The following is a 25424-nucleotide window of genomic DNA, read 5'->3' as shown; positions in this document are numbered from 1 at the left end:
TTGACGATTTCAATTGAGTTAACGGGCTTGAGGACTTGACGCATATGGATTTCAGAATTGGGCAAGGGTATGACGTGCATGCGTTGGTGCCGGGGCGTCCGTTGATTATCGGCGGCGTGACGATTCCCTATGAGCGCGGACTGCTCGGTCATTCGGATGCCGATGTGCTGTTGCATGCGATTACCGATGCGATCTTTGGCGCTGCCGCGATGGGAGATATTGGGCGGCATTTCTCTGATACGGATGCCAGGTTCGCCGGCGCGGATAGCCGGGTTTTGCTGCGGGAGTGCTTTGCTCGTGTGACAGCGGCTGGGTTTTCTATCGCTAACGTCGATAGCAGTGTGGTTGCGCAGGCGCCCAAGCTGGCGCCGCATATCGAGGGGATGCGGGCTAATATCGCTGCCGATCTTAACTTGCCGATCGAGCGGGTTAATGTGAAGGCGAAAACGAATGAGAAGCTTGGTTACCTTGGGCGCGGCGAGGGCATTGAAGCTCAGGCTGCCGTTTTGCTCATCAAGAACTGATAGGGTTTGTTTAACCCGCTAGGCGTAAAAATCGACGCGCGCAGCAGCAGAATCACGGTCGCGCTGCGCGCGACAAACAACTATTTACCTTCCGCGGCAATGCACTGCGCGGTAGCGTTAATCACTGCCGCGATGCGGCCCACGTCGCGCAGCTGAGTGGAACTCATTCCCTCGGCGACCAGCGTGTCAAAGTGCGATTTCACACAAAAATGGCATTTGCCAATAATGGACGCCGCCAACGCGTACATCTCGAACCGCCGCTTATCCACGCCGCCATGTGACGCATAAGCATTCATCCGCAATTGCGCCGGCTGCGATTTCAAATCTGCGTTATCCGTCATCTCGACGTACGGGTACCAGACGTTATTCATCCCCATCAGCGCAGCGGCCGTCAGCGCGCCGTTCGTCTCCTCGGGCGACAAAACCCCGGCATTGCGAATCGCATCGATAATTACCGTGCTTTTCGCGGCGAACGCCGCCGCCAATGCCACCCCGACCGCGTCATGTCCCTCCAGCGACGAACGAGCTATCGTTCCGTCCAGATTCAGCCGAATGTCTTTGGCGTAGTCGGGCACGCATGCTTTAATCGAAGACAAGAATTCCATTGATATCTCCTATCGGTTTGTCGATAAAAAAGCCCGCTGCTCTTTCAAGCTTTGCGGGCTTCTGACAGCATTGCTTACAGCGTCGCGCCGCCGACTGCGCGATTGCACGGACACAGTTCGTCCGTTTGCAATCCGTCCAGAATGCGCAGCACTTCTTCCGGGTTACGGCCGACGTTCAGGTTGTTCACCGAAACGTGTTGAATCGTATTGTCCGGATCGACGATGAACGTGGCACGCAGCGCCACGCCGGCTTCCTTGTCGCGCACGCCGAGCTGGTCGATCAGTTCGCCCTTCACATCGCCGAACGCGTAGTGGTTCAGCTTGCTCAGGTCCTTGTGCTCACGGCGCCATGCCAGCTTCACGAATTCGTTGTCTACGCTGCCACCCAGCAGCACCGCGTCGCGCTCTTCAAAATCCTTGACCAGCTTGCCGAACTCGACGATTTCCGTCGGGCACACGAACGTGAAATCCTTCGGGTAGAAATAGATGATCTTCCACTTGCCCGGGAACGACTGCTCCGTGATCTCTTCGAATGCCGACACGCCGTTTTCTTCGTGATTGTTGAAGCCCGGCTTGGCCGCAGTGACGGTGAACGCTTCGACTTTATCGCCAACGGTTTTCATGCGAATGCTCCTTCGTGTGATGGAAAAACAGCATGTTGAGGCTACCAGCTCGCCGTAACGAGCACGTTACACGCTTTCGACTATAGCTCTATTGAACTTGTCGTTCAATAGTTTTTAACTAACAATTCGGATGGCTGTTATTCAACGCGGCCGACGGTCGCAGGAAGGGGGCAACGCCCATTCCGACCAGACGCCATCATGCGCCTTTTGCGAGCGGGAACTCGATTGTGACCTCGAGTCCCGGTCCTGGCGTGCGATTGCGCAGGCGCAGTGCGCCGCGGTAACGGCCCACCAGCCGCTGCACAATGGCCATGCCAAGGCCTGTGCCGTTCGCCTGGGTGCGCGCTGAATTCACACGATAGAACGGCCGCGTGACAAGCGCCAGTTGGTCCTCTGGAATTCCGGGCCCTTCGTCGACCACGGACAATTCCACTCGCGAGTGTGACACCCGCGTTTCCAGAATCACATGCGGTATGCCGTCGCCATCGCTCAAGCCGTACTTGCGTGCGTTCTCCAGCAGATTGCCGACCACGCGCCGCATATCGGTCTCGTCGGCCTCGATCACCGCCGAGGGCGCGAGCCGCGTGATCAGCCGCATGCTGTCTTCGCTCGCCATGCGCGCGGCCAATTCTCCCGCGATCACGGAAAGGTCGACCGGTTCTGGCACTCGCTGCACCGGTCGAGCGTAGTCGAGGAATCGGCCGATGATCATGTCCATCTGCTCGATGTCGTCGACCATTGCGTCTTTGGTGGCCTGGTCGGACGGGCTCATTTCGGTTTCGAGCCGCAGCCGCGCGAGCGGGGTGCGCAGATCGTGCGAAATACCGGCGAGCATCAGCGCGCGGTCGGCCTCGAGCTGTTCGAGGTCCTGCACCATCTGGTTGAAACTGCGATTGGTTTCGGCAGCCACGCCCATGCCGCGCTCGGGCAGCGGCTCCGGTGATTGACCTGAGCCGACCTTGCGCGCGGCCATCGCGAGCCGGGCGAATGGTCGGTTCACGAGACTCGTGATGAACGCCGCGCCGAACAGCGACAGCGCCAGCGCGAACACGCCCCAGCCGGCCCATTGCAAGCCGGTCGCGTTGTCCAGCTGATCGCGGTCGAGCGCGACCCAGTAGTCGTCGTCGTCAATCTTGAAGCTGATCCAGACGCCGGGGATGTCGTTGACGCTCTGGGCGATGACCGTGTCGTCGCCGAGGCGGCCGCGAATGTCGTGTTCGATCAGCCGGTTCAGCGACTCGTCAGGCTGCAGTTTGTATTTATCGGTGGTTTCGCGCGGGTACACGCGCACCCCTTCATTGCTCTCCAGATCCTGCAGCAGGGCGCGCCGCAGATCGGGATCGGAATAGAGGAGTGCGGTGCGCGTGAGCTTGACGATGGCAACCAGTTGCAAAGCCACGCGCTGCGCGCGCGGCTCGCGTTCGATCACCCGGAAGCTCTGGAACCACGCGGCGAGACTCACTGCGATCAACAGCGCGATCAACAGAAAGGTCCGCCAGAAAAGGCCGCCGAACGCGAGCGTCAGGAGGCGCCGGTCGATCCGCATGGGCCCTTCTTATCGGAAATCAAAAACGGAAGACGAGAACAAACTCAGGCCGCACCGTCGGGAATAAACACGTAACCCAGACCCCAAACGGTCTGAATGAAACGCGGGCTGCCCGGATCAGGTTCGATCAGCTTGCGCAGACGTGAGATCTGCACGTCGAGACTGCGGTCGAACACTTCGTATTCACGGCCGCGCGCCAATTCCATCAGCTTTTCACGCGACAGCGGCTGACGCGGGTGACGCGCAAATACCTTCAGCACCGAGAACTCACCCGTGGTGAGCGGAATTTCCTGGCCGGCCTTGGTGAGCGTGCGGGTGGCGAGATTCAGCGCGAATTCGCCGAACTCGAAGACCTCGGTGGTTTCGGACGGCGCACCCGGCAGCTCCGATGGCGACTGACGGCGCAGCACCGCGTGAATCCGCGCGACCAGTTCGCGCGGGTTGAATGGCTTGGGCAGGTAGTCGTCGGCACCCATTTCAAGGCCGACGATACGATCGACGTCTTCCCCCTTGGCCGTCAGCATGATGATCGGCGTACGGTCGTTGCTCCCGCGCAGGCGGCGGCAGATCGACAGGCCGTCCTCGCCGGGCAGCATCAGATCGAGCACCAGCAAGTCGAAGCGCTCCCGCACCCACAGCTTGTTCATGGACGGCGCGTTCTCGGCAACATAGACATTGAAGCCCTGTTCACCGAGGTAGCGGCGCAGCAGATCGCGCAGGCGTGGATCGTCGTCTACGACGAGGATTTTTGAAGGGTTTTTAGTTTCCATGGTCGGCATCTTAGCGCGATTAGAAAGCGACGCGCGGTTGCATCATTTATCGGGTTACAGTCAGTTACAAAATTTACCCGCACTGTGGCACGACGTAAAGCACGGGCAGGTAGACTCCTTTACTGAATGCGGCTGTTCGGTGGATACTTCACTCGACTAAAACTCTCGCACCCGGCTCGCTACCGGGGTTTGTATACGCATTTGAGGTAGCCGGTTGCCGCGCCACGAAGGGAACAACATGAAGGGAGGGGTTTGGCCGAATGTGCGCCTAAGCGTGATTGCGCTGTCGGTAGCGGGTACGCTCGCAGGCACACTGGGACCCACGCTCGCCCACGCCCAGCCTTCCACCAACAGAGCGGCGAGCGAGCGCGCGTCCAGGTCGCCTAATTCCAAAGCGAACCGCCGCAATTCGAACCACGACCTCCCCGCATCAGATGTGATGTTGCGCACTGCAGTCCCCCCCGATCTTGATCAGCGTCGTCGTGATGGTCATATGACGCCCGACGAACGGCACCTGTTGCGGCAGCACATCGAAGATGCTGTCCGGGAACTCTATAAACGGTAGCTATTTTCGTGCCTGCTCCGGGCGCGCTCCTCGCGCTGCCGTCGAGCGTGAAAGATTTCGTTGCACTTCCCCCGTCAATTTTGTTCCGCTTGCCGTTGACGACGGCGACAAGACCGTGCTCGGTCAAACCGGCCGGTTCGACGGCGATCAGGTGCTGGACATCTTCCTTGCGCGACCCGAAACCGCGATCTTCGTCACGACCTCGCTCTGGCGCGAGTTCGTTTCCGACACGCCGGACCCTGCTCGCATTGCGCCGATCGCCACGCAGTTTCGCGCGAGTCACTCCGATATCAAGGTCCCGCTGCGCAGATTCGCACGCTTGGGGAGAACCTGTTCTACCCGCCGAACGTCAAAGGATGGCCGGGTGGCACGACGTGGATCAACAGTTCGACGTTGCTTGCACGTAAGCAATTCGTCGAGCAACTGTTTTCCGCGACAGAAGCCGGCGGCCCGCGGCGCATGAGCAATCCGATGTGTGCAAAAGTTGCGGCGCCAGGGCAATCGAACGAGGTGCAGGATGAAACGACGCAGCTTTCTCTCGATAGGCGCAGCCGCCGGCGCGACGTTCTGGTTGCCACGCGCCTTCGGTGCGCAAGCAGCGGCGCAAGGTGAACCGATGAATCGCGGCTACGGCAACCTGCTGATTCTCGTCGAGCTGAAGGGCGGCAACGACGGGTTGAATACCGTGATTCCGTTTGCCGATCCCACTTACTACCAGCTGCGCAAGAACATCGGCATCAAACGTGAGCAGGCGATTCAGCTCGATGAGCGCACCGCACTGCATCCGTCGTTGCAGCCGCTGATGCCGCTTTGGCGGAGCCGCCAACTGGCGATCGTGCAAGGCGTCAGTTATGCGCAGCCGAACCTGTCGCATTTCCGCTCGATTGAGATCTGGGACACCGCGTCGCGTTCGGACCAGTATCTGCGCGAAGGCTGGCTTACGCGTGCGTTCGCGCAGGCGCCGGTGCCCCCCGATTTTGCCGCCGACGGCGTGGTGATCGGCAGCGCCGAGATGGGACCCCTCGCAAACGGCGCCCGCGCGATCGCGCTTGTCAATTCCGCACAATTCGTCAAAGCTTCGCACCTCGCCACGCCTGTATCGCTGCACGAGCGCAATCCGGAGTTGGCGCACATTCTTGACGTCGAGAACGACGTTGTGAAAGCTGCCGACCGTCTGCGTCCCGCACAAGGTCAGGCGCAGTTGAGGACGGTGTTTCCAGGCGGTGCGTTCGGCAGTTCGATCAAGACTGCGATGCAGGTACTTGCCGCCGGCGACGCCCCGAAGGAAGTCCCCTTTGGGGGCACGCCACCAGGACAGCCTCGCAGCGGGCAGGGCGTGGCGGTGATCCGTTTGACGCTGAACGGTTTCGATACGCATCAGAACCAGCCCGGTCAGCAGGCCACGCTGCTCATGCAATTGGCCGAAGGGTTCGCGTCAATGAAGTCGGCGCTCGTCGAACTCGGACGCTGGAACGAAACGCTGGTGATGACCTATGCCGAGTTCGGGCGTCGTCCGCGCGAGAATCAGAGCAACGGCACCGACCATGGCACCGTTGCGCCGCATTTCGTGATGGGCGGGCGCGTGCGCGGTGGGCTTTATGGTGTGCCGCCGGTGCTTGCGCGGCTCGACGGCAATGGCAACTTGCCGGTCGGCGTCGAGTTCCAGCAACTCTACGCCACCGTGCTTGGGCCGTGGTGGGGACTCGACGCGTCCGCGATCCTGCAACAGCGGTTCGAGCCACTGCCGTTGCTACGCGTCTGACGATGGCTTGGGCCTGGTTGGGGCGTGTGGCTGCTGTTGCGTCGCTCGCCTATCTGGCGCGCCATGCGATCCACAGCTTGCGGATCGGCGTCAATGCGATGCGCTGATGCAGCACGTGATAGCCGTCGCGTTCGATTTCATCCAGCAGCGCGAACGCGAGTGCCGCCTGCGCCACCAGGGTGCGCTGAGAGCGGCGCTCATTCGCGGGCACGGCGGCGAGCGCCGCTTGCAACGCATCGCGGGCGCGCTTCGTCTCGAAGCGCATGAGTTCGGCAAACGCGTCGGTATATTTTCGATTGATCAGATCCGCTGCGGTGACCTTAAAGCGCTGCATTTCGTCGATCGGAACATAGATGCGGCCGTGACGCGCATCATGACCGGTTTCGACGACGAACTGCGCAAGCAGCAGCGCTTCGCCGAGCGGTGCGGACCAACGCGACGCCTGTGTGCTGTTTTTCGCCGTGACCCGCGCGACCAGCGAAGCGAAGGTGCCCCCGACGCCTTGCACATAGCGACGCAGATTCGGGTAGTCGAGGTAACGCGCCTGGTCGAGGTCCATTTCGAAACCGGCAAGCAATGTCTGCAACGCCGGATATTCGGCCTTCACGTCGGGCAGATAAGCTGCTAGCGCCTTTGAAACCGGATGCGACGGCGAACCTGAAGCCAGCGCTGCGAGCTCGTTTTGCCACCACGCGAGTTTGGTGCGGCCGATGGCCGGATCGCTAGTCTCCTGAACGGTTTCCTCGAACTCGCGGCGCAGCGCGAACAGCGCGGTCAGGAGTGGTTGGCTTGCTGCGGGCGCCTGCCGAAGCGCGTAGTAAGTGCTCGATCCGGGCGGCGCCGCTTTCTGCTGGCAATATTCGTCGAAATTCACGGGATTGGAGTGTGGGGAAGGGCGGGCGAAGAGGGGCACGGCGTGCGTGTGTTTAGCCAAAAATTGTAGCATCGACGCTTCTCGAACAGATGCGGGGCAAATGCAGACAAGCGCGAACCAATCGGTTAGAATCTCGCGCTTACGCTTTCGGGCGCGTGTATTTTTGTGCGGTCGTGAGCATGCAGGACATCGGGCGGGGCGCATAGCGGCTTGCCCGGCTGCGAGGGTGGCGAAATTGGTAGACGCACCAGGTTTAGGTCCTGACGCCCGCAAGGGTGTAGGGGTTCGAGTCCCCTTCCTCGCACCAATTATGTGTAGCAGAAAACCCCGTTAAGTCTTCGGACTGACGGGGTTTTTTGTTGTCGGTGCGACTTGTTTCGGGCCTCGCTTGGCCCGCAGCGTTCAGGCACCCGGCGCCTGCGATTGCTGTTCCGCTTGTGTGCCGGGCAACTCGGCTTGCGTGGCGCCTTCAAGAAAGCGGCGGGTCGATTCGAACGCCTGCAGCATCGGGTCGGGCCACGGTGTTTGCAGCATGACCGCCTGGTGGTTTTCGAATGCCGACGACAACAGCTTTGCCAGTTCAGGCGAACGCAGATGACGCAGCAGCACGCTGACGGCAATCGCCGTCGCCTGGCTCGCGCCGGCGGTTTGAAGTTCTGAGGCCGTGAGGGCTGCTACCTGTTTGTTGATGTCCACTGAAACTTCCTTGGATGAATGTGGGAGATTGAAGGCTCGGTGGCCGATCCCGAATTTTGACATGGTTGGCGGGTTGCAGCGAACGCGGCCGCTTGGGCGGGCCCGATGCGCTCGGAGTGCTTGATGGCGATCCGGTCAATCGAAGGCGCCGCGATCACTTGGCTCGGCGTACGTTAGCTGCGCCTGAGCGCGTTCAGAGGGGGAGGTACAATTGCGGGGATCACGCAGCGTGACGGGTCGCGCTGCGTGAGGGATCGCATAGGCATCAGTGATCGCACGGGCATCAAGGATCACCCAGCCCCGAGCGATCGCATAGCACGTGCGACTCACCCACGCGCGCCGTTGCTTACTTCTCGCGCGCCGTCATCGTGTTGATGATCTTGTCCAGCGCGTGACCGAATGCGAGCTTCTCCTGTTCGTCGAGGCAGTCGAACATATCGCCGTTCCACTTACGCGCGATCGGCATCACCTTCCGATAGAGCGCTCGGCCCTCTGGAGTCAGCGACACCAGCACGACGCGGCCGTCTTCAGCGCTCGGCTCCCGCTTCACGAGCCCCTGCTTGATCAACGCCTCGGCCGCGCGGCTCGCCTGACTCTTGTCGAGGTTGGCGTGCCGGGCCAGTTCCATGATCGAGAACGGTCCGAACGAGCCCACCGCCGCAATCACCCGCGCCTCAGGCAACGTTACGCCGAGCTTGTCCTGATAGCGTTCGCCGATGCCGCGCTCGGCGAACTTGTTCAGGACGTGAAGACGGTACGTGAGGAACTGTTCGAGTCCGGCTTTGGCGGAGGCCTTCATGGTCTTCCCGTGATGAGTGGAGCGGTCGTGGCGCTGTGATTGTTGCCGCAACGGTCCCGCCGGTCAACGCGCGCCGTATTTCAGGCGTGTCAACTGTTCCGCCTCGTCGGCGAGCAAACGTGCCGCGTCACGAATCGCGACCTCGAGGGTGATCGGCCCGGGGGCCGGCGAGAAGCAGCCGCTGAAGTATTCGGCGAGGCGCGGCAGGGCGGCGGAGTCCACCGCGCCGGAGAGCAGCGTGGCCGGCACGCCCGCTGCCCGCGCATGACGGCAGGCGATAAACGGCGCTTTGCCGTGCAGCGTTTGCACGTCCGAACGCCCCTCGCCGGTGATCAGCCAATTCGCGCCTTCGAGCGCCGCGTCCAAACCGATTTGCCGCGCGACAGTTTCTGCGCCCGGCTCGAACTGCGCGCCCAGCATATGCAGCGCGAAGCCGAGACCACCGGCCGCACCCGCGCCGGGTTGGTCGCGCGCCGTGCGGCCGAGCGTCGCCTCGAGCAGGTCGGCAAAGTGAGCGAGGGCGGCGTCGATCGGGGCGATCTGTTCCGGTTTCACGCCTTTTTGCGGGCCGAACACGGCGGTCGCGCCATGATCGCCGGTAAGCGGGTTGTCCACGTCCGACATGCCGATGAATTGAGTGTCCGCCAGACGGGCGTCGAGCTGCGACACGTCGAGGCGCGCCACGCGGGCGAGTTGCTCAGGCGTCGCATCGAGTTCCTTGTCCTGCGCGTCGAAAAGTTTCAGGCCGAGACCGACCAGCAAGCCGGCGCCTCCGTCGTTCGTGCTGCTGCCGCCGAGCGCGACAAAAAAACGCCGCACGCCCGCGTCGAGCAGTGCTTGAATCGCTTCTCCCATGCCGCGTGTGCTGCGCGCCTCGACCGGTACGCCCATGCCGACCGGATCGGTAATGCCGACAATTTCAGCCGTTTCGATGATCGCGCTGCCATCCGCGAGCAGGCCGGTGAGTGCTTCGCGCACCGGGCCGGCCGCGCCGCGCACGCTCAGCGTGCGGCGTTCGCCACCGCTGGTGAGCATGGCGTCGAGCGTGCCTTCGCCGCCGTCGGCCATCGGACAGATGCGCACGCTGGCGTCGGGCCGGGCGCGCTGGATGCCGGCCGCAATCGCCTGCGCGACCTGTTCCGCGCTAAGCGAGCCTTTGAAGGAATCGGGAGCAATGACGACGACAGGCGAGGACGGCAGATTCGGCATGATGTCTCTGAATGGTTGAAATCGTTGCGAGGGCGGGTGATATGAACAAATGCAGGCGCAGCCCCGAGCGCGTCCGCTAGCTTATCAGCATGGGCGCGCGGACTGAATATGTCGAATGGCATAGCCGGAATCGTCAGCGAGGAAGAGCGGGGACGGAGCGGCAGAAGAAGGCGCGACGGTAGGAAGCGGCACGCGCCGCGCATTGCGCCAGCCGGCTCTGAAGCGCGGGCGCGAAGCCGGCGTAACTTGCCGGGAAACAGGTGAGAAACACGACTGAAAGAGCGTGGAAAGCGGCCCGAACACCGATAAAAACGCACGCAATCATCGAATCCCGGCTAGGCGCGCCAATAGTTTGCTAAAATATTCGGCTCTTTGGACCCAACCGTGCTGCCGGCGGCCTGCAAGCCCGCGGCGCAGGCGCGCAATCGATGCTAAGCGGCGCTAACCGACGCAAACGCGACATCGAAAAAAGCGGCACGGAGAAGATAACTGATTCGCTCGAATAATTTTAGGACGATTGAAGCCATGGCTAACGTTGTTGAAAACCTCGGCAAGCTCGAACGCCGCGTAACGATTTCCCTGCCGAAGGACGCCGTGCAGAAGGAAGTGGACTCGCGCATCCGTCAACTCGCGAAGAACGTGCGCATGCCGGGTTTCCGCCCGGGCAAGGTGCCGCTCAAGATGGTGACGCAACAGTATTCGGGCCAGGTGGAAGCCGAAGTGCTGAGCGACAAGGTCGGCAAGGAATTTTTCGACATCAGCCGCGCCGAAAACCTGCGCGTTGCCGGCCAGCCGAGCTTCGCGCCGAAGGCCGACGCTGCTGAAGGCGACTACGCGTTCGACGCAACCTTCGAAGTTTATCCGGAAGTGAAGCTGGGCGATGTCGCCGCGGCTGAAATCGAACGCACCACCACCACCATCAGCGAAGCGGAAATCGACCGCACGCTGGACATCCTGCGCAAACAGCGCGTGCACTTCCACGCTCGCGGCGAAGCCGGCGAACATGGTGACGGCGGCGCGGACACGGCAGCTAAAGACGGCGACCGCGTGACGGTCGACTTCGTCGGCAAGATCGACGGTGAAGTGTTCCAGGGCGGCAGCGCTGAAGACTTCGCCTTCGTGCTGGGCGAAGGCCGCATGCTGCCGGAATTTGAAAAGGCAGCGTTGGGCCTCGTGGTCGGCGCGTCGAAGGAATTCGATCTGGCGTTCCCGGCGGACTACCACGGCAAGGAAGTGGCAGGCAAAACCGCGCAATTCACGATCACGATGAAGAAGATCGAGTGGCCGCATCTGCCGGAAATCGACGGCGAATTTGCGAAGTCGCTCGGCATTGAAGACGGTGATCTGACCAAGATGCGCGCCGAGATCAAAGACAATCTGGAACGTGAGGCGAAGCGCCGCACGCAAGCTATCGTCAAGAACCAGGTGATGGACGCGCTGCTGAAAATTTCGGAACTCGACGTGCCGAACGCGCTGATCGAACAAGATCAGGAACGCCTGGTCGGCATGGCTCGTCAGGACCTCGAGCAACGTGGCGTGCCGAACGCTGCCGACGCACCGATCCCGGCTGAAATGTTCAAGGAACAGGCTGAGCGCCGCGTCAAGCTGGGCCTCGTGCTGGCCGAGTTGGTCAAGGCCAACGAACTGCAAGCCAAGCCGGAGCAGATTCGTGCCGAAGTCGACGAATTCGCGAAAAGCTACGAAGACCCGAAGGAAGTCGTCCGCTGGTATTATTCCAATCAGCAGCGTCTTGCCGAAATGGAAGCGTATGTCGTTGAAGCCAACGTCGTCGATTTCGTTCTCAGCAAGGCCAAGGTGTCGGACAAGGAAGTAAGCTTCGAAGAACTGGCAAGCGCAACGGCGCAAGCGTAAGCGTCGCTGCAATGGCGTGCCGGCTGTCGGAGCGACGGCCCGCACGCCGTTTTTTTTGTGCTGTGTATGTGCGTTGCGTTCTGCCTGGTGTTGCACAGCGCTCGCCCAATGATCGCGTACTTGAATACGAGCTCGTCGATCACACCTGTCCAGCATCCAATATTTAGAATATTTCCAGACAAGGATCCATTGCATGACCTTTCGCGCCCAAATGCTGGACACGTTGACCTCCCAGTCGTCGCGGGATCTCGAAGCGCAGGCGCTCGGACTGGTGCCGATCGTCGTGGAAACGAGCGGCCGGGGCGAGCGCTCGTATGACATCTACTCGCGTCTGCTGAAGGAACGCATTGTTTTCCTGGTCGGCGAAGTGAACGACCAGACGGCCAATCTCGTGGTCGCGCAGATGTTGTTCCTGGAAAGCGAGAATCCGGACAAGGACATCAGCTTTTACATCAACAGCCCGGGCGGTTCGGTTTCGGCCGGGATGGCGATCTACGATACGATGCAGTTCATCAAGCCGGACGTGTCGACGTTGTGCATGGGTCTGGCGGCCAGCATGGGCGCGTTCCTGCTGGCGGCCGGCGCGAAGGGCAAACGCTTCGCGCTGCCGAATTCGCGTGTAATGATTCATCAGCCGCTGGGCGGCGCGCGAGGCCAGGCGTCGGACATCGAAATCCAGGCGCGCGAAATCCTGTACTTGAAGGAACGGCTGAATCATCTGCTCGCGCACCACACCGGCCAGCCGGTCGAGCGCATCGCGCGCGACACCGACCGCGACAATTTCATGTCCGGCGATGACGCGCAAGCTTACGGGCTGGTCGACCAGGTGGCGCACAAGCGTCCTTGAATCGGTGCAGCCTTGCCCCAAAGCGGGGCAAGGCTGTCATCGGATCAATTGTGAAATAATCAAGACTCGTCCGAGCGCCTGCGGCAAACGCCGTCACATTGCTCACAACCCAGCCGCGCCCAAACTGCGAGGCTGGGGCAAACGGCGTATCATGTAATTAAGTGTCCGGAGGCTCACACATCTATGGCGGACAAGAAAGGTTCTAACAGCGAAAAGCTGTTGTATTGCTCGTTCTGCGGCAAGAGTCAGCATGAAGTCAAAAAACTGATTGCCGGCCCGTCGGTGTTCATCTGCGATGAATGTATCGACCTGTGCAACGAAATCATCCGCGATGAGGCTGCAGGTGCGGGCATTGAGGCGGGCTTGTCCAAGTCCGATCTGCCGAGTCCGCAGGAAATCCGTGAAATTCTCGACCAGTATGTGATTGGTCAGGAACGCGCGAAGAAGATTCTCGCGGTCGCGGTGTACAACCACTACAAACGCCTCAAGCACCTCGACAAGAAGGACGAGATCGAGCTGTCCAAGAGCAATATCCTGCTGATCGGCCCGACCGGTTCCGGCAAGACGTTGCTTGCGCAAACGCTTGCGCGCCTTCTGAACGTCCCGTTCGTCATTGCCGATGCAACGACACTGACGGAAGCCGGCTACGTCGGTGAAGACGTCGAGAACATCATCCAGAAGCTCCTGCAGAATTGTAATTACGAAGTCGACAAGGCTCAGCGCGGCATTGTCTATATCGACGAAATCGACAAGATCAGCCGCAAGTCCGACAACCCGTCAATCACCCGCGATGTGTCGGGCGAAGGCGTGCAGCAGGCCTTGCTGAAGCTGGTCGAAGGCACGATGGCGTCGGTGCCCCCGCAGGGTGGTCGCAAGCATCCGAATCAGGACTTCATTCAGGTCGACACCACTAACATTCTGTTCATTTGCGGCGGCGCATTCGACGGTCTGGAGAAGGTCATCGTCGACCGTACCGAGAAGACGGGTATCGGCTTTGGCGCAAGCGTGAAAAGCAAGCAGGACCGCGACGCCGGCGAAGTGCTGCGCGAAGTGGAACCGGAAGATCTGATCAAGTTCGGCCTGATTCCTGAACTGATCGGCCGTCTGCCGGTGGTGGCTACGCTCGGCAAGCTCGACGAAACGGCGTTGATGAAGATCCTCGTCGAACCGAAGAACGCGCTGGTGAAGCAATACCACAAGCTGTTCAACATGGAACGCGTCGAGCTGGAGATTCGTCCGGCTGCGCTTCAGGCAGTGGCACGCAAGGCGATCCGTCGCAAGACAGGCGCGCGGGGTCTGCGCTCCATCCTGGAACAGGCGTTGCTAGATGTGATGTACGACCTGCCGCAGATGAAAGGCGTTAGCAAGGTCATCATCGACGACAACGTTATTGAAGGCGATGGCAAACCGCTGCTGATCTACGAAGACGCGCCCAAAGTCGCGGGTTCGAACTGATCGGCTTTCGGGTTCTGCAAAAAAAGCCGTTCATGGCAACGTGAACGGTTTTTTTCGTTTATCGTGTGGTCAGGATGGTTGTTTTCACTATGGAGTCACTGAACTTTCGGAGTCACTGAACTTTTTCCCACACGCGGAGGCTTGCAATCTTTTCTGCTGGCCTCACCTATCGAACGAACTGATTCCACTCATGGGGAAATGAAATGTCAGGAACCCAACTCCTTCCGCCGGAACGCATTACGCTCCCGCTGCTCCCGCTGCGTGACGTAGTCGTCTTCCCGCACATGGTGATTCCGCTCTTCGTAGGCCGCCCGAAGTCGATCAAGGCTCTCGAAGCAGCGATGGAAGGCGGCAAGCACATCATGCTCGTCGCCCAGAAAACCGCTGCGAAAGATGAGCCGACCGAAAAGGACATGTACGAAGTAGGATGTATCGCCAACATCCTGCAAATGCTGAAGTTGCCCGATGGCACCGTTAAGGTGCTCGTCGAAGGCTTGCAGCGCGCAAAAACGCTTTCCATCGAAGAACAGGAAACACAGTTCTCGTGCGAAGTCATGCCGCTCGAACCCGACCACGCCGACAGCGCTGAAACTGAAGCGCTGCGCCGCGCGATCGTGTCGCAGTTCGACCAGTATGTGAAGCTGAACAAGAAGATTCCGCCGGAGATCCTGACGTCGCTGTCGGGTATCGACGAGGCTGGCCGACTGGCCGACACGATCGCGGCGCATCTGCCGCTCAAGCTCGACCAGAAGCAGCACATCCTCGAAATGTTCCCGGTCATCGAGCGCCTTGAGCATCTGCTCGCGCAACTCGAAGCCGAGATCGACATCCTGCAGGTCGAAAAGCGCATCCGTGGGCGTGTGAAGCGCCAGATGGAGAAGAGCCAGCGTGAGTACTACCTGAACGAACAGGTCAAGGCGATCCAGAAGGAACTCGGCGAAGGTGAAGAAGGTGCGGATCTTGAGGAACTCGAGAAGCGCATCACGGCTGCCCGCATGCCGAAGGAAGCGAAGAAAAAGGCCGACGCCGAACTGAAGAAGCTCAAGCTGATGTCGCCGATGTCGGCTGAAGCAACGGTCGTGCGCAACTATATCGATACGCTGATCGGCTTGCCGTGGCGCAAGAAGAGCAAGGTCAACAATGACCTCTCGAATGCGGAACGCGTGCTCGACGAAGACCACTTCGGTCTCGAGAAAGTGAAGGAACGCATTCTCGAGTATCTCGCGGTTCAGCAACGTGTCGATAAGGTCAAAGCGCCGATTCTGTGCCTCGTTGGGCCTCCGGGTGTCGGTAAGACGTCGCTGGGTCAGTCGATCGCCCGCGCGACGAACCGTAAGTTCGTGCGTATGGCGCTCGGCGGCGTGCGCGACGAAGCCGAAATTCGCGGTCACCGTCGTACGTACATCGGTTCGATGCCCGGCAAGATTCTGCAAAGCCTCGCGAAGGTTGGCGTGCGCAATCCGCTCTTCCTGCTCGACGAAGTCGACAAGATGGGTCAGGATTTCCGCGGCGATCCGTCGTCGGCTCTGCTTGAAGTGCTTGATCCGGAACAGAACCACACATTCGCCGATCACTATGTCGAAGTCGACTTCGATCTGTCGGATGTGATGTTCGTGGCGACGTCGAACTCGCTGAATATTCCGCCGCCATTGCTCGACCGGATGGAAGTGATTCGTCTGTCGGGTTACACGGAAGATGAGAAGGTCAGCATCGCGCAACGTTATCTTTTGCCCAAGCAGAAGAAGAACAACGGTCTCAAGGAAGGCGAGGTCGATGTGACGGAATCCGCGATCCGCGACATCATTCGTTACTACTCGCGCGAGTCGGGCGTTCGTTCGCTCGAACGCGAGATCTCGAAGATCTGCCGCAAGGTCGTGAAGATGCTTCTGCTGAAAAAGGCGGAAGGCGCGGTGAAGGTCGACGGCAGCAATATCGACACCTTCCTCGGCGTGCGCAAGTACGACTTCGGTCTGGCCGCGAAGGAAAATCAGGTTGGCCAGGTCACGGGTCTTGCGTGGACGGAAGTTGGCGGCGATCTGCTGACGATTGAAGCCGCGGTGATGCCGGGTAAGGGCAATGTGATCCGCACGGGCTCGCTCGGCGACGTGATGAAGGAATCCGTCGAGGCTGCGCGTTCCGTAGTCCGCTCGCGTTCGCGCCGTCTTGGTATCAAGGACGAAGCGTTCGAGAAGCAGGACATCCACATTCACGTGCCGGAAGGCGCGACGCCGAAGGACGGTCCTTCAGCAGGTGTCGCGATGACGACTGCGCTGGTGTCGGTATTGACCGGTATTCCGGTACGCGCCAATGTCGCGATGACGGGCGAAATCACGTTGCGTGGTGAAGTCCTGCCGATCGGCGGCCTGAAGGAAAAACTGCTGGCGGCGCATCGTGGCGGTATCAAGCTGGTGCTGATTCCGGAAGAAAACGTCAAGGACTTGACGGAGATTCCGGACAACGTGAAGAACGCGATCGAGATCGTGCCGGTCCGATGGGTCGACAAGGTTCTCGAGTTGGCGCTCGAGCGTGTGCCCCAAGCGTTGCCGGAAGAAGAGCCGAAGCCGGCTGCGCCTGTCGCCGCGACTGAGCCAGGCAAGGATGCTGGCGCGACGGATGTCGTGAAGCACTAAGGTAGCCAGCGGCGAAGGTTGTCCGCTGTACAAAAACCCGCGGTCTCGGCCGCGGGTTTTTTATTGCGTGCAGTATGCATGAATAGCGCGCGTGGAAAGCACGACATCCCACCTTTTGAGAAAAGAACCGCGGGGTCGCCCGATTGGTTGTGGGCACATCGATCGGCGACAGGATCTGATCAGCGGCGGACCGCTCAAATCAGGCTCAACCCCGCTTGACACAAGGGTTTCGGCCAATTCTAATGAGTCGGCTCGGCATTGTCCGCCAGCCGCGTGATGCCAGGCGCTGCAGAGCGCCGTCACGATTGCCATAAACATTCTCGGGGGTTGGAGTGAATAAAACGGAATTGATCGATCATATTGCACAGCAAGCCGATATTTCGAAGGCCGCCGCAGGCCGCGCACTGGATGCAGTGATCGGTGGCGTCAAAGGTGCGTTGAAGAAGGGCGGGTCGGTGACTTTGGTTGGCTTCGGTACGTTTGCGGTCGGCAAGCGTACGGCACGCACGGGCCGCAATCCGCGTACCGGCGCTGCCATCAAAATCAAGGCTGCGAAGGTTCCGAAATTTAGGCCTGGCAAAGCTCTGAAGGATGCGCTAAACTAATGGGCTTGCTGCTTGATGATTTGCAGATTCGTTGGAAGGATGTGCGGCGAATCTGTGTGGCTTGATGTCGCATCAGGTATTCATCTCAGGCAGCAAAAAAGCAGAAGCACGCTGAATCGAAACGGGTGCTTAGCTCAGTTGGTAGAGCGGCGCCCTTACAAGGCGTAGGTCGGGAGTTCGAGCCTCTCAGCACCCACCAGTTTCAGATTCGGCAGTAGGAAAGCGCAGTATATGGAGTGGTAGTTCAGTCGGTTAGAATACCGGCCTGTCACGCCGGGGGTCGCGGGTTCGAGTCCCGTCCACTCCGCCAGTATCCTCGAAAGGCGAACTACGGTTCGCCTTTTTTATTGCCCGCTGTTGTAAGATCGGGCGTTCTGTTTTTGGCACTCCTCACGCATGCTCGATTTTTTCCGCAATCACAAACGCCTGATGATGTTCATGCTCATCCTCGTCATTGTGCCGGGGTTGGGTTTTGTGGGTATTCAAGGCTTCCGCGGCTTCTTTGACGAAAGTGCGAATGTCGCCAGCGTCAACGGCCACAAGATCACTCGCGCCGAGTACGACAACGCGATGCGTCAGCAACTCGACCGCGCGCGTCAGATGCTCGGCGCGCAGTTCGACATGAAGTCGTTCGATACACCTGAGCGTCGTCGCGAAATGCTCGACGGTCTGATCGAACAGCGCGTGCTGGCCGATGAGACGCAGCGCCTGCACCTGACCGCATCGGATGACGCCGTGCGCCGTGTGCTGCTGAACGATCCGGTGATCTCGTCGCTGAAGAATCCTGACGGCTCGATCGACGTCGATCGTTACAAGCAGTTGCTCGCGATGCAGGGTATGACGCCCGACCAATACGACGAGCGCGTGCGCTACAGCATCGCCACACAGCAGTTGCCTGCCAGCATTCAAGGCAGCGCCTTCACGTCCAAGACCCTCGCGCAGCATCTGACCGAGCTCGCCGAACAGCAGCGCGAAGTGCAGGGTATCGCGTTCCATCCGCGTGACTACGCAGCGAAGGTGCAGCCTGCCGACGCGCAACTGCAGGCGTATTACGACGCGCATCGCAACGACTTCGCCACGCCGGCCACGGCAACGATCCAGTACCTGGTGATGTCGCCGGCCACGTTGGGTGCTGCCTTGCAGCCGGGCGACGCCGACCTGAAAAAGTATTACGACGACAACATCGCGCACTACCGCACGGACGGCCAGGTGCGCGCGAGTCACATCCTGATCGCCGCGCCGAAGGATGCGAGCGCGGCTGACAAGGCCAAGGCGAAGCAGAAGGCCGAAGCGCTGCTCGCACAGGTCAAGGCGCACCCGGATCAGTTCGCGCAGATCGCCCAGCAGAATTCGCAGGATCCGGGCTCGGCGTCGAAGGGGGGCGACCTGGGTTACTTCGGTCGCGGCATGATCGCAGGCGGCCAGGCATTCGACGACGCGGTGTTCGGTCTCAAGAAAGACGAAATCAGCGGCATTGTGCAGACCGACTTCGGCTATCACATCGTCAAGGTTACGGACGTGAAGCCGGCAGTCACGAAGCCGTTCGACGAAGTGAAGGATCAGATCACGAAAGATTTGAAGACGCAGCTGGCGAGCAAGGCATTCACCGACGACTCGGAAGGCTTCACGTCGATCGTCTACGAAAAGGCGAAGAGCCTGCAGCCGGCCGCCGACAAATACAAGCTGCAACTTCAAACGGCCACGGTGACGCCGAAGCCGGACCCGAAGCTGCCGCCTGACAGCCCGCTGAACAATGCGAAGTTCCTTGCTGCCGTGTTCGCAAGCGATGCGGTCACCGCGCGCAATAACACGCAAGCGATCGAGCTCGGCAGTAACACGCTGATCGCGGCGCACGTGACCGATTACAAGGCCGCTAACGTGCCAGCGCTGGACGCCGTCAAGGACGCAGTGCGTCAGAAGGTGATCGCGGTTCAATCGAACGAAGCGGCACATAAGGACGGCATCGCGAAGCTGGCTGAGTTCGAAAAATCGAAGGCCACGACGGGCTTTTCGTCGCCGCTGAAGGTTTCGCGCAACGACGCGCAAGGCATGCCGCCGGTCGCATTGAGTGCAATCTACAAAGCGGATCCGCAGAAATTGCCGGCCTACGTCGGTGTCGATCTGGGCGACGACGGTTATGCGATCTATCGTGTGAACGCTGTTGTTGCAGGCGCACCGATCGATCCTCAGCGGTTGGCTGCCGCACAGCAACAGATCGGACAAGTCGATGCTCAGTCGGAAGCGGAGGCTTATGTTGAAGCGCTGCGTGCCCGTGCGAAGGTGAAGTTCTACGGCTCGCTCGACAGCAGCAATGCACAGGCGAGCGACCAATAAGCTTCGGCTCCAGCGCGTAAGCAAGTAAAACGCGCAAGCACAAAAAAGCCCCGCAAATTTGCGGGGCTTTTTCGTTGGACGAGTGCACTTTCGTCAAACGATTTGCCCGGGAGCGCGGCTCCTTATATCGTCAGTCACTTAGAGGCAAGCGCTGATCGAGCTGGTGGCGTCGCTACCCGCAGCGCCATTCGCGCGGAAACCGACCCACGAACCCGGGCCTTTGTAGGACGGGCGTACCACGGCGGCGGCGCCGTTAGGCGGCTGCTGACCCGGAACGTAGACATCCATCGCCTGGTCGTTAGCCATTGTGTCTTGAGACACGACTTGCTGCTGCGAGCTATCGGCCCACTTTTGCGCGATGCACGCAGCGACGGCCTTCGGCGGTTGCTGGCTTTGACCCACGGATTGAACGCCAGCGGGCGGTTGAGCGGCGCATGCAGAAATTGCCACGGTCAAAGCGATTAACGGTAAATATTTCACGTTATCTCCTCAGAAGTCGCTCAAAATCGAGCCGGGTTACACGGGATTACGAACGTGTCAGAGCGACCTTGCCGATCCGTGTTCCCCAATTACCGGAAACAAGTTGTTAGCGCGCTTTTCAGCGTGGCGAACTTGTTCGAAGGAGTGGCTTGACAGCCGGCCACACGTTGTTGAGTAGCACCGGTTGTGCCTGCTGCGTGGGGTGGATCTGATCTGCCTGAAACATGTCCGGTTTGTCGGCGATGCCGGCCAGCAGGAAGGGCACCAACGGCACCTTCAGCTGCTTCGACAGTTCGCCGTACAAGCCGTGGAACTTCTGCGTATAGTCGGGGCCGTAATTGGGTGGCACATACATGCCGACCAGTACGACTTTCGCGTGGCCCTGTTGAGCCTGCTCGATGATCGTACGCAGGTTGTCTTCAGTCGTGGAGAGGGGCACGCCGCGCAATGCATCGTTGGCGCCCAGTTCGACGATTACGATGCTCGGCTTGAGGCGTTCCATGAGCGCCGGCAGGCGGGCCCGTCCGCCGCTCGTGGTGTCGCCGCTGATGCTCGCATTGGCGACGCTATAATCAATTCGCTCGTCGGTGAGGCGCCGGCGCATCAAGGCAACCCAGCCCGTGTCGCGGGGCAAACCGTACTCGGCCGAGATGCTGTCGCCGAGCACAACGATCACCGGCCTGGACTGCCCCGGCGTGTTGGCTGCATGGGCCGGGAAGGGCAGGGAAAACAGGGTTGCGGCCACGATGGCCGAGCCGAATACCGTACCCAGCGCCGCGGCGCGAGGCGCGATGGCGCGCACTTTCAACCTACGCTTCACCATGCTAAACAAAACTGATCCAGTCATTGAAGTGCGGGGTTTGTGCAAGAAGGTTAAGGATGCAACGGGCGAACTGACGATTCTCGACGATATCGATCTTGCCATCGATGCCGGCAGCAGTGTGGCGATCGTCGGTGCATCCGGGTCGGGCAAGTCTACGCTGCTCGGCTTGCTCGCAGGATTGGACAGTGCGAGCTCGGGCTCGGTTCGACTGCTCGGCCGCGAACTTACCGAACTGAACGAAGACGAGCGCGCCGCGTTGCGCAGCGGCTCGGTCGGTTTCGTGTTCCAGTCGTTTCAACTGATGCCGCATTTGACCGCGCTCGAAAACGTCACCTTGCCGCTCGAACTGCAAGGCGGCATCGGCACGCGTGAGGCCGGGGTGCGTGCGCGCGGTTTGCTGGAACAGGTGGGTCTCGGGCAGCGCACCGGGCACTATCCGAAGCTGCTGTCGGGCGGCGAACAGCAACGGGTTGCCTTGGCGCGTGCGTTTGTCACACATCCGGCGATTCTGTTCGCCGATGAGCCGACCGGCAGTCTCGACGCAGCCACCGGTCACGCAGTGATCGATCTGATGTTCGAGATGAACCGCACGAACGGCGCGACGTTGATTCTCGTCACGCATGACATCGAACTGGCGCGCCGCTGCGATACGACGGTGACGATCGAAGCGGGACGGCTGGCCTGAGGGATAACGCAGGGCGTGCCCCTTATAGCCGTCGATACAAAAGCAAAGCGGGCCGCGAAGGCCCGCTTTGCTTTCCAGCGCCGCTTGTTTTAACGCTTTAACGCTGCACGCGCCCGCGCGATCAACGCCGACGTCGACGAGTCATGCTTCTTTTCATCGACGCTTGCCGACGTCAGATCCGCCTCGACCACCTTGCCGAGGATCTTGCCCAACTCGACGCCCCATTGATCGAACGGATTGATGTTCCATACCGATGCCTGCACCAGCACCTTGTGCTCGTATAGTGCGATCAATGCGCCGAGCGAACGCGCGGTGAGCGCGTCGACGAGCAGTGTGCTGGTCGGTCGGTTGCCCGGGAACACCAGATGCGGCGCCAGCTCCGGTTTGTCCGCGCCTGCGACCTTCTTCGCTTCTTCCAGGGTGCGGCCAAGCATCAACGCTTCGCTTTGCGCGAAGCAGTTCGCCAGCAGCTTCGGATGATGGCTGACGAGCGGATGCTCCGGCGTCAACACGGCGATGAAATCGATCGGCACGATGGTCGGACCCTGGTGCAGCATCTGAAAAAATGCATGCTGACCGTTCGTGCCCGGTTCGCCCCAGGTCACCGCGGCGGTCGGATAGTCGACCATCGCGCCATCCAGGCGGGCAGACTTGCCGTTGCTCTCCATCTCCAGCTGTTGCAGATACGACGGCAGGAAATGCAGCGCTTCCGAATACGGCGCGACCAGATAGCTTTGCGAGCCGAAGAAGTTGCGATACCAGATGCCGATCATGCCGAGCAGCACCGGCAGATTCTTTTCGAGCGGCGCGTCGCGGAAATGCTGGTCCATCTCGTTGGCGCCGGCGAGCAGTTCGCCGAACTGCTGCGGACCGATCGCGATCATGATCGACAGACCGACCGCCGACCACAACGAATAACGTCCGCCGACCCAGTCCCACATCTCGAACACGTTCTCTTTCGCGATGCCGAATTTGACCACTTCCGACGGATTGGCCGACACGCCGACGAAGTGTTTTGCCAGCGCGTTTTCCGGGCAGCCTTTTTCGACGAACCAGTCGCGCAGCGAGCGCGCATTGGTCATCGTTTCGAGCGTCGTGAAGGTTTTGGAGACGATGATCGCGAGCGTTTCTTCGGGATCGATCTGTTGCATCACGTTATACAGATCGGCGCCGTCGACGTTCGACACGAAGTGCGTGGTGATCTCCGGCGTGGCCAGATGATGCAGCGCATGCACGACCATCTTCGGCCCGAGGTCCGAGCCGCCGATGCCGATGTTCACGACGTAGCGGATCCGCTTGCCGGTGTGGCCGGTCCACGCGCCGCTGCGCACCTGATCGGCGAACGCGGCCATCTTCGCGCGCTCCGCCTGGATCTGCGCGTAAAACGGCGCCTTCGGATCGGTGGCGCGCAGCGCGGTGTGCAATGCGGCGCGGCCTTCGGTAGGGTTGACGACGTCGCCTGCGAACATCGCATCGCGACGCTTCTCGACGCCGGCTTCGTGCGCGAGTTGCACGAGCAGTTTCAGGGTTTCGTCGGTGATGCGGTTCTTCGAGAAATCGGCCGCGAGACCGCCGCCCGCGAACGCAAAGCGCTCAGCACGGGTAGGGGCGGGATCGTTCTCGGGGGCGAACCAGTCGCGCATGTGCGCATCGCGAATCTTCTCGTAATGCGTTTGCAGCGAGGACCAGGAGGGGAGCGAGTTCTGCGTCATAGCGTCCGTCTAACGAAGGGGCACGAAGAAAGGCGCGCGCGTGAAGCGCTGCCGAGGATGATGCAACGATGCGGTTAGAGCGATGCCGCGCGGCCGGGTTCGTGGTGGGTTGCGGTGAAACCTTGGGTGCAACTTCGCGAGCCGGCTTCGAGATGAAACCGCTCGCAGAAGTTTCGCCGCAACCCTCGATGAATCTGACGCGCGGCGCAGTCAATCAGTATAACGGCGTTGCATGACAGGCGGCAGCGCTTTGAGCATCCCATGCAGACTGTGGGAGGGGGCGCCCCGCCTGGCGTGCCCGTTTGGAGGCTTCCTTAATCCGCAGTCGGATAGAACAGGCGATTCAGCAAGGTCCGCACCATCGGCGCCAGTTCGCCCGCCGTCAAACCCGCCGGCCCGTGGCCTTGCGCGCTCAGCGTGTCGGCGGCGAGGCCGTGCAGGTACACGCCTGCCAACGCTGCTTCGTAACGCGGCACGTGCTGTGCAAGCAGGGCGCCGATGATGCCGCCGAGCACGTCGCCCGTACCGCCGGTCGCGAGCGCGGCGTTGCCGGTTGGATTGATCGCGAGGCGGCCGTCCGGCGCCGCGATCACGGTGCCGGTGCCTTTCAGCACGACCACGCTGGCAAAGCGCGCGGCCAGCGCGCGCGCTGCGGCGAGGCGGTCGCGTTGCACGCCAGGCGCGTCGGTGCCGAGCAACCGCGCGGCTTCGAGCGGATGCGGCGTTAGCACGCACGGATCGCCTTGCACGCCACGCGCGGTGACGTCGGCGGCCAGCGACGGGTCGTTCGAAATGAGGTTCAGCGCGTCGGCATCGAACAGCTTGGGTACGTCGAGCGTTAGCACGTCGTGCATGACACGCGTAGCGCGTTCGCGATGACCCATGCCGCAGCCGACGGCGAGGGCGTCCATTTTGTCGAGCGGCAGATCGTCGACGGCGTGCAACATCAGTTCGGGGTGCGGTGGGTCGTAGGGCGGAGCGCCTTCGCCGAGCAGGGCGACATGCACCTTGCCCGCGCCGGTGTAGAGCGCCGCGCGCGAGGCGAGGATTGGCGCGCCGCACATGCCGGTGTCGCCGCCGACCACGGCCAGGCTGCCGAAGGTGCCCTTGTTGGTGGCGAAATCGCGGGGTGGCAGGAAGGTGGCGAACAGCTCAGGCGCGTTGAGTTGTACGGCCGTGCGGGCGCTGCTGTCGATGCCGATCGGCGCGACGGTTACCGAACCGGCGAGGTCGCGGCCTTGTGCGGTGAAAAGGCCCGGTTTGGCGCCGATGAAGGTGATCGTGTGGGTGGCGTGAACTGCGGGGCCATCGTTTTGGTTTTCACCTGGGCCTGGGCCCACCACCGTGCCTGTGTCGCTGTCGAGGCCGCTCGGGGTATCCAGTGCCAGGACGCCGCCTTTCAGGGGCTTTGCTTTCGTTCGTTGCGAGAGTTGGCGGGCCACGGTCGCGAAGATGCCTTCCAGCGGCCGGGTCAGGCCTATGCCGAACATGCCGTCCACCAACCACGTGTAGTTGTCCAGCGAGGCGGGCGGTGTCGTGGTGATCGCGACGCCTGCGGCGCGAGCCGTGTCTAGTGCCCAGCGGGCGTCGTCGGGCTTTACTTCGATCGGCATGCAGAGATCCACGGCGATGCCCGCCTTGTGCAATTCCGTGGCGAGGACCAATGCGTCGCCGCCGTTGTTACCCGGCCCGGCTATCAGCCATACCTTCTGTTTCGATTTCTCGATCGATGTGTCGCGGGTAATCTGCTCTTGCAGGAAGCTCGCGGCCGCTTTGCCTGCGCGGGACATCAGGGTGTGGGGTGGCAGCGCCGCCGCCGCCTGAGTTTCCAGAATCCGCAGGTCGGCTAGCGTGAGCAGCGGCAACGCCCGGGCGTGGGGGCTGATGAGCGTCGGGAGCGTGGTCTCAGGCACTGTCATAGCGAGGCTTGGAGTTCACCTTTTGCGAGGCGAGGAGGCTTGGGAATTCACATGGTAGTGCCGATACGCCCCGTGTGCGAGGGTGCTGG

General features: G+C 61.0%; 22 protein-coding genes, 3 tRNA genes and 1 pseudogene. 14 read left to right on the top strand and 12 right to left on the bottom strand.

Annotation, left to right across the window (positions count from 1 at the left end; genetic code table 11):
• Positions 1-44: 44 nt before the first annotated feature.
• Complete coding sequence (gene ispF, locus ACAX43_RS20020; protein WP_370710154.1) at positions 45-524, top strand: 2-C-methyl-D-erythritol 2,4-cyclodiphosphate synthase; 480 nt, start codon at positions 45-47, stop codon at positions 522-524.
• A gap of 80 nt (positions 525-604) precedes the next feature.
• On the opposite strand, the gene ACAX43_RS20015 is transcribed toward ispF, so the two are convergent.
• The 4 genes from ACAX43_RS20015 to ompR all read right to left on the bottom strand — a co-directional run bounded on the left by ACAX43_RS20015 (position 605) and on the right by ompR (position 4077).
• Positions 605-1129 (bottom strand): carboxymuconolactone decarboxylase family protein, encoded by a 525-nt coding sequence (locus ACAX43_RS20015; protein ID WP_370710153.1) that lies wholly within the window; start codon positions 1127-1129, stop codon positions 605-607.
• Positions 1130-1203: 74 nt separating this feature from the next.
• On the bottom strand, positions 1204-1752 hold the full coding sequence (locus tag ACAX43_RS20010) for a peroxiredoxin (protein WP_370710152.1): 549 nt from the start codon (positions 1750-1752) through the stop codon (positions 1204-1206).
• Between the two features lie 196 nt (positions 1753-1948).
• Positions 1949-3298 carry an ATP-binding protein gene (locus ACAX43_RS20005; RefSeq protein WP_370710151.1) on the bottom strand — a complete coding sequence of 450 codons (1350 nt, stop codon included), beginning with the start codon at positions 3296-3298 and terminating at the stop codon, positions 1949-1951.
• A gap of 44 nt (positions 3299-3342) precedes the next feature.
• Entirely contained in the window at positions 3343-4077 is a 735-nt protein-coding gene (gene ompR, locus ACAX43_RS20000) for a two-component system response regulator OmpR (protein WP_006048917.1), read from the bottom strand.
• 229 nt (positions 4078-4306) lie between these two features.
• Between ompR and ACAX43_RS19995 the strand changes: the two genes are divergently transcribed.
• The 3 genes and pseudogenes from ACAX43_RS19995 (at position 4307) to ACAX43_RS19985 (ending at position 6395) form a co-directional block, all read left to right on the top strand.
• Positions 4307-4633, top strand: a complete 327-nt coding sequence (locus ACAX43_RS19995; RefSeq protein ID WP_370710150.1) for a hypothetical protein — start codon at positions 4307-4309, stop codon at positions 4631-4633.
• A pseudogene (locus ACAX43_RS19990) lies at positions 4605-5107 on the top strand (DUF1800 family protein); the annotation flags it as partial. The gene ACAX43_RS19995 and the pseudogene ACAX43_RS19990, both read left to right, overlap by 29 nt.
• Before the next feature lie 43 nt (positions 5108-5150).
• A complete protein-coding gene (locus ACAX43_RS19985) occupies positions 5151-6395 on the top strand; it encodes a DUF1501 domain-containing protein (protein ID WP_370710149.1) in 1245 nt (414 codons plus the stop codon).
• A gap of 49 nt (positions 6396-6444) precedes the next feature.
• Here the strand turns inward: ACAX43_RS19985 and ACAX43_RS19980 are convergent, their stop codons facing one another.
• Complete coding sequence (locus ACAX43_RS19980) at positions 6445-7269, bottom strand: squalene/phytoene synthase family protein (RefSeq protein WP_370710148.1); 825 nt, start codon at positions 7267-7269, stop codon at positions 6445-6447.
• Positions 7270-7489: 220 nt separating this feature from the next.
• Here ACAX43_RS19980 and ACAX43_RS19975 point away from each other — a divergent pair.
• A tRNA-Leu gene (locus ACAX43_RS19975) sits at positions 7490-7576 on the top strand.
• Positions 7577-7671: 95 nt separating this feature from the next.
• On the opposite strand, the gene ACAX43_RS19970 is transcribed toward ACAX43_RS19975, so the two are convergent.
• The 3 genes from ACAX43_RS19970 to ACAX43_RS19960 form a co-directional block, all read right to left on the bottom strand.
• Complete coding sequence (locus ACAX43_RS19970; protein WP_370710147.1) at positions 7672-7965, bottom strand: hypothetical protein; 294 nt, start codon at positions 7963-7965, stop codon at positions 7672-7674.
• Positions 7966-8311: 346 nt separating this feature from the next.
• A complete protein-coding gene (locus tag ACAX43_RS19965) occupies positions 8312-8764 on the bottom strand; it encodes a MarR family winged helix-turn-helix transcriptional regulator (RefSeq protein WP_370710146.1) in 453 nt (150 codons plus the stop codon).
• Positions 8765-8827: 63 nt separating this feature from the next.
• Positions 8828-9973 (bottom strand): glycerate kinase, encoded by a 1146-nt coding sequence (locus ACAX43_RS19960; protein ID WP_370710145.1) that lies wholly within the window; start codon positions 9971-9973, stop codon positions 8828-8830.
• Between the two features lie 525 nt (positions 9974-10498).
• On the opposite strand from ACAX43_RS19960, the gene tig reads away from it, so the two are divergent.
• From tig to ACAX43_RS19920, 8 genes are all read left to right on the top strand, one after another.
• Complete coding sequence (gene tig, locus ACAX43_RS19955) at positions 10499-11845, top strand: trigger factor (RefSeq protein ID WP_370710144.1); 1347 nt, start codon at positions 10499-10501, stop codon at positions 11843-11845.
• Between the two features lie 193 nt (positions 11846-12038).
• A complete protein-coding gene (clpP, locus tag ACAX43_RS19950) occupies positions 12039-12692 on the top strand; it encodes an ATP-dependent Clp endopeptidase proteolytic subunit ClpP (RefSeq protein WP_007182010.1) in 654 nt (217 codons plus the stop codon).
• A gap of 183 nt (positions 12693-12875) precedes the next feature.
• Positions 12876-14147, top strand: a complete 1272-nt coding sequence (gene clpX / locus ACAX43_RS19945) for an ATP-dependent Clp protease ATP-binding subunit ClpX (protein WP_370710143.1) — start codon at positions 12876-12878, stop codon at positions 14145-14147.
• Positions 14148-14350: 203 nt separating this feature from the next.
• Positions 14351-16777 carry an endopeptidase La gene (gene lon, locus ACAX43_RS19940; protein ID WP_370710142.1) on the top strand — a complete coding sequence of 809 codons (2427 nt, stop codon included), beginning with the start codon at positions 14351-14353 and terminating at the stop codon, positions 16775-16777.
• 332 nt (positions 16778-17109) lie between these two features.
• The gene (locus ACAX43_RS19935; RefSeq protein ID WP_115099896.1) at positions 17110-17382 is read left to right on the top strand and encodes an HU family DNA-binding protein; all 273 of its coding nucleotides are present in this window, start codon (positions 17110-17112) and stop codon (positions 17380-17382) included.
• Between the two features lie 123 nt (positions 17383-17505).
• Positions 17506-17581: transfer RNA gene (locus ACAX43_RS19930), tRNA-Val, on the top strand.
• Between the two features lie 34 nt (positions 17582-17615).
• A tRNA-Asp gene (locus tag ACAX43_RS19925) sits at positions 17616-17692 on the top strand.
• 86 nt (positions 17693-17778) lie between these two features.
• On the top strand, positions 17779-19716 hold the full coding sequence (locus ACAX43_RS19920; RefSeq protein ID WP_370710141.1) for a SurA N-terminal domain-containing protein: 1938 nt from the start codon (positions 17779-17781) through the stop codon (positions 19714-19716).
• A 138-nt stretch (positions 19717-19854) separates the two neighbouring features.
• Here ACAX43_RS19920 and ACAX43_RS19915 read toward each other — a convergent pair whose 3' ends face one another.
• Positions 19855-20196: a hypothetical protein gene (locus ACAX43_RS19915; protein WP_370710140.1), complete on the bottom strand. Its 342-nt coding sequence runs from the start codon at positions 20194-20196 to the stop codon at positions 19855-19857.
• A 118-nt stretch (positions 20197-20314) separates the two neighbouring features.
• Positions 20315-21019: a GDSL-type esterase/lipase family protein gene (locus tag ACAX43_RS19910; protein ID WP_370710139.1), complete on the bottom strand. Its 705-nt coding sequence runs from the start codon at positions 21017-21019 to the stop codon at positions 20315-20317.
• Between ACAX43_RS19910 and ACAX43_RS19905 the strand changes: the two genes are divergently transcribed.
• On the top strand, positions 21018-21704 hold the full coding sequence (locus ACAX43_RS19905; protein WP_370710138.1) for an ABC transporter ATP-binding protein: 687 nt from the start codon (positions 21018-21020) through the stop codon (positions 21702-21704). The two genes, ACAX43_RS19910 and ACAX43_RS19905, sit on opposite strands and share 2 nt — an antisense overlap.
• A gap of 89 nt (positions 21705-21793) precedes the next feature.
• Here the strand turns inward: ACAX43_RS19905 and pgi are convergent, their stop codons facing one another.
• The gene (gene pgi / locus ACAX43_RS19900) at positions 21794-23416 is read right to left on the bottom strand and encodes a glucose-6-phosphate isomerase (RefSeq protein ID WP_370710137.1); all 1623 of its coding nucleotides are present in this window, start codon (positions 23414-23416) and stop codon (positions 21794-21796) included.
• 314 nt (positions 23417-23730) lie between these two features.
• Positions 23731-25335 (bottom strand): NAD(P)H-hydrate dehydratase, encoded by a 1605-nt coding sequence (locus ACAX43_RS19895; RefSeq protein WP_370710136.1) that lies wholly within the window; start codon positions 25333-25335, stop codon positions 23731-23733.
• Between the last annotated feature and the right edge of the window lie 89 nt (positions 25336-25424).

The organism is Paraburkholderia sp. IW21 (assembly GCF_041321145.1).
Taxonomy (GTDB): Bacteria; Pseudomonadota; Gammaproteobacteria; order Burkholderiales; family Burkholderiaceae; genus Paraburkholderia.
This window is presented reverse-complemented; position numbering and strand designations above follow the sequence as displayed.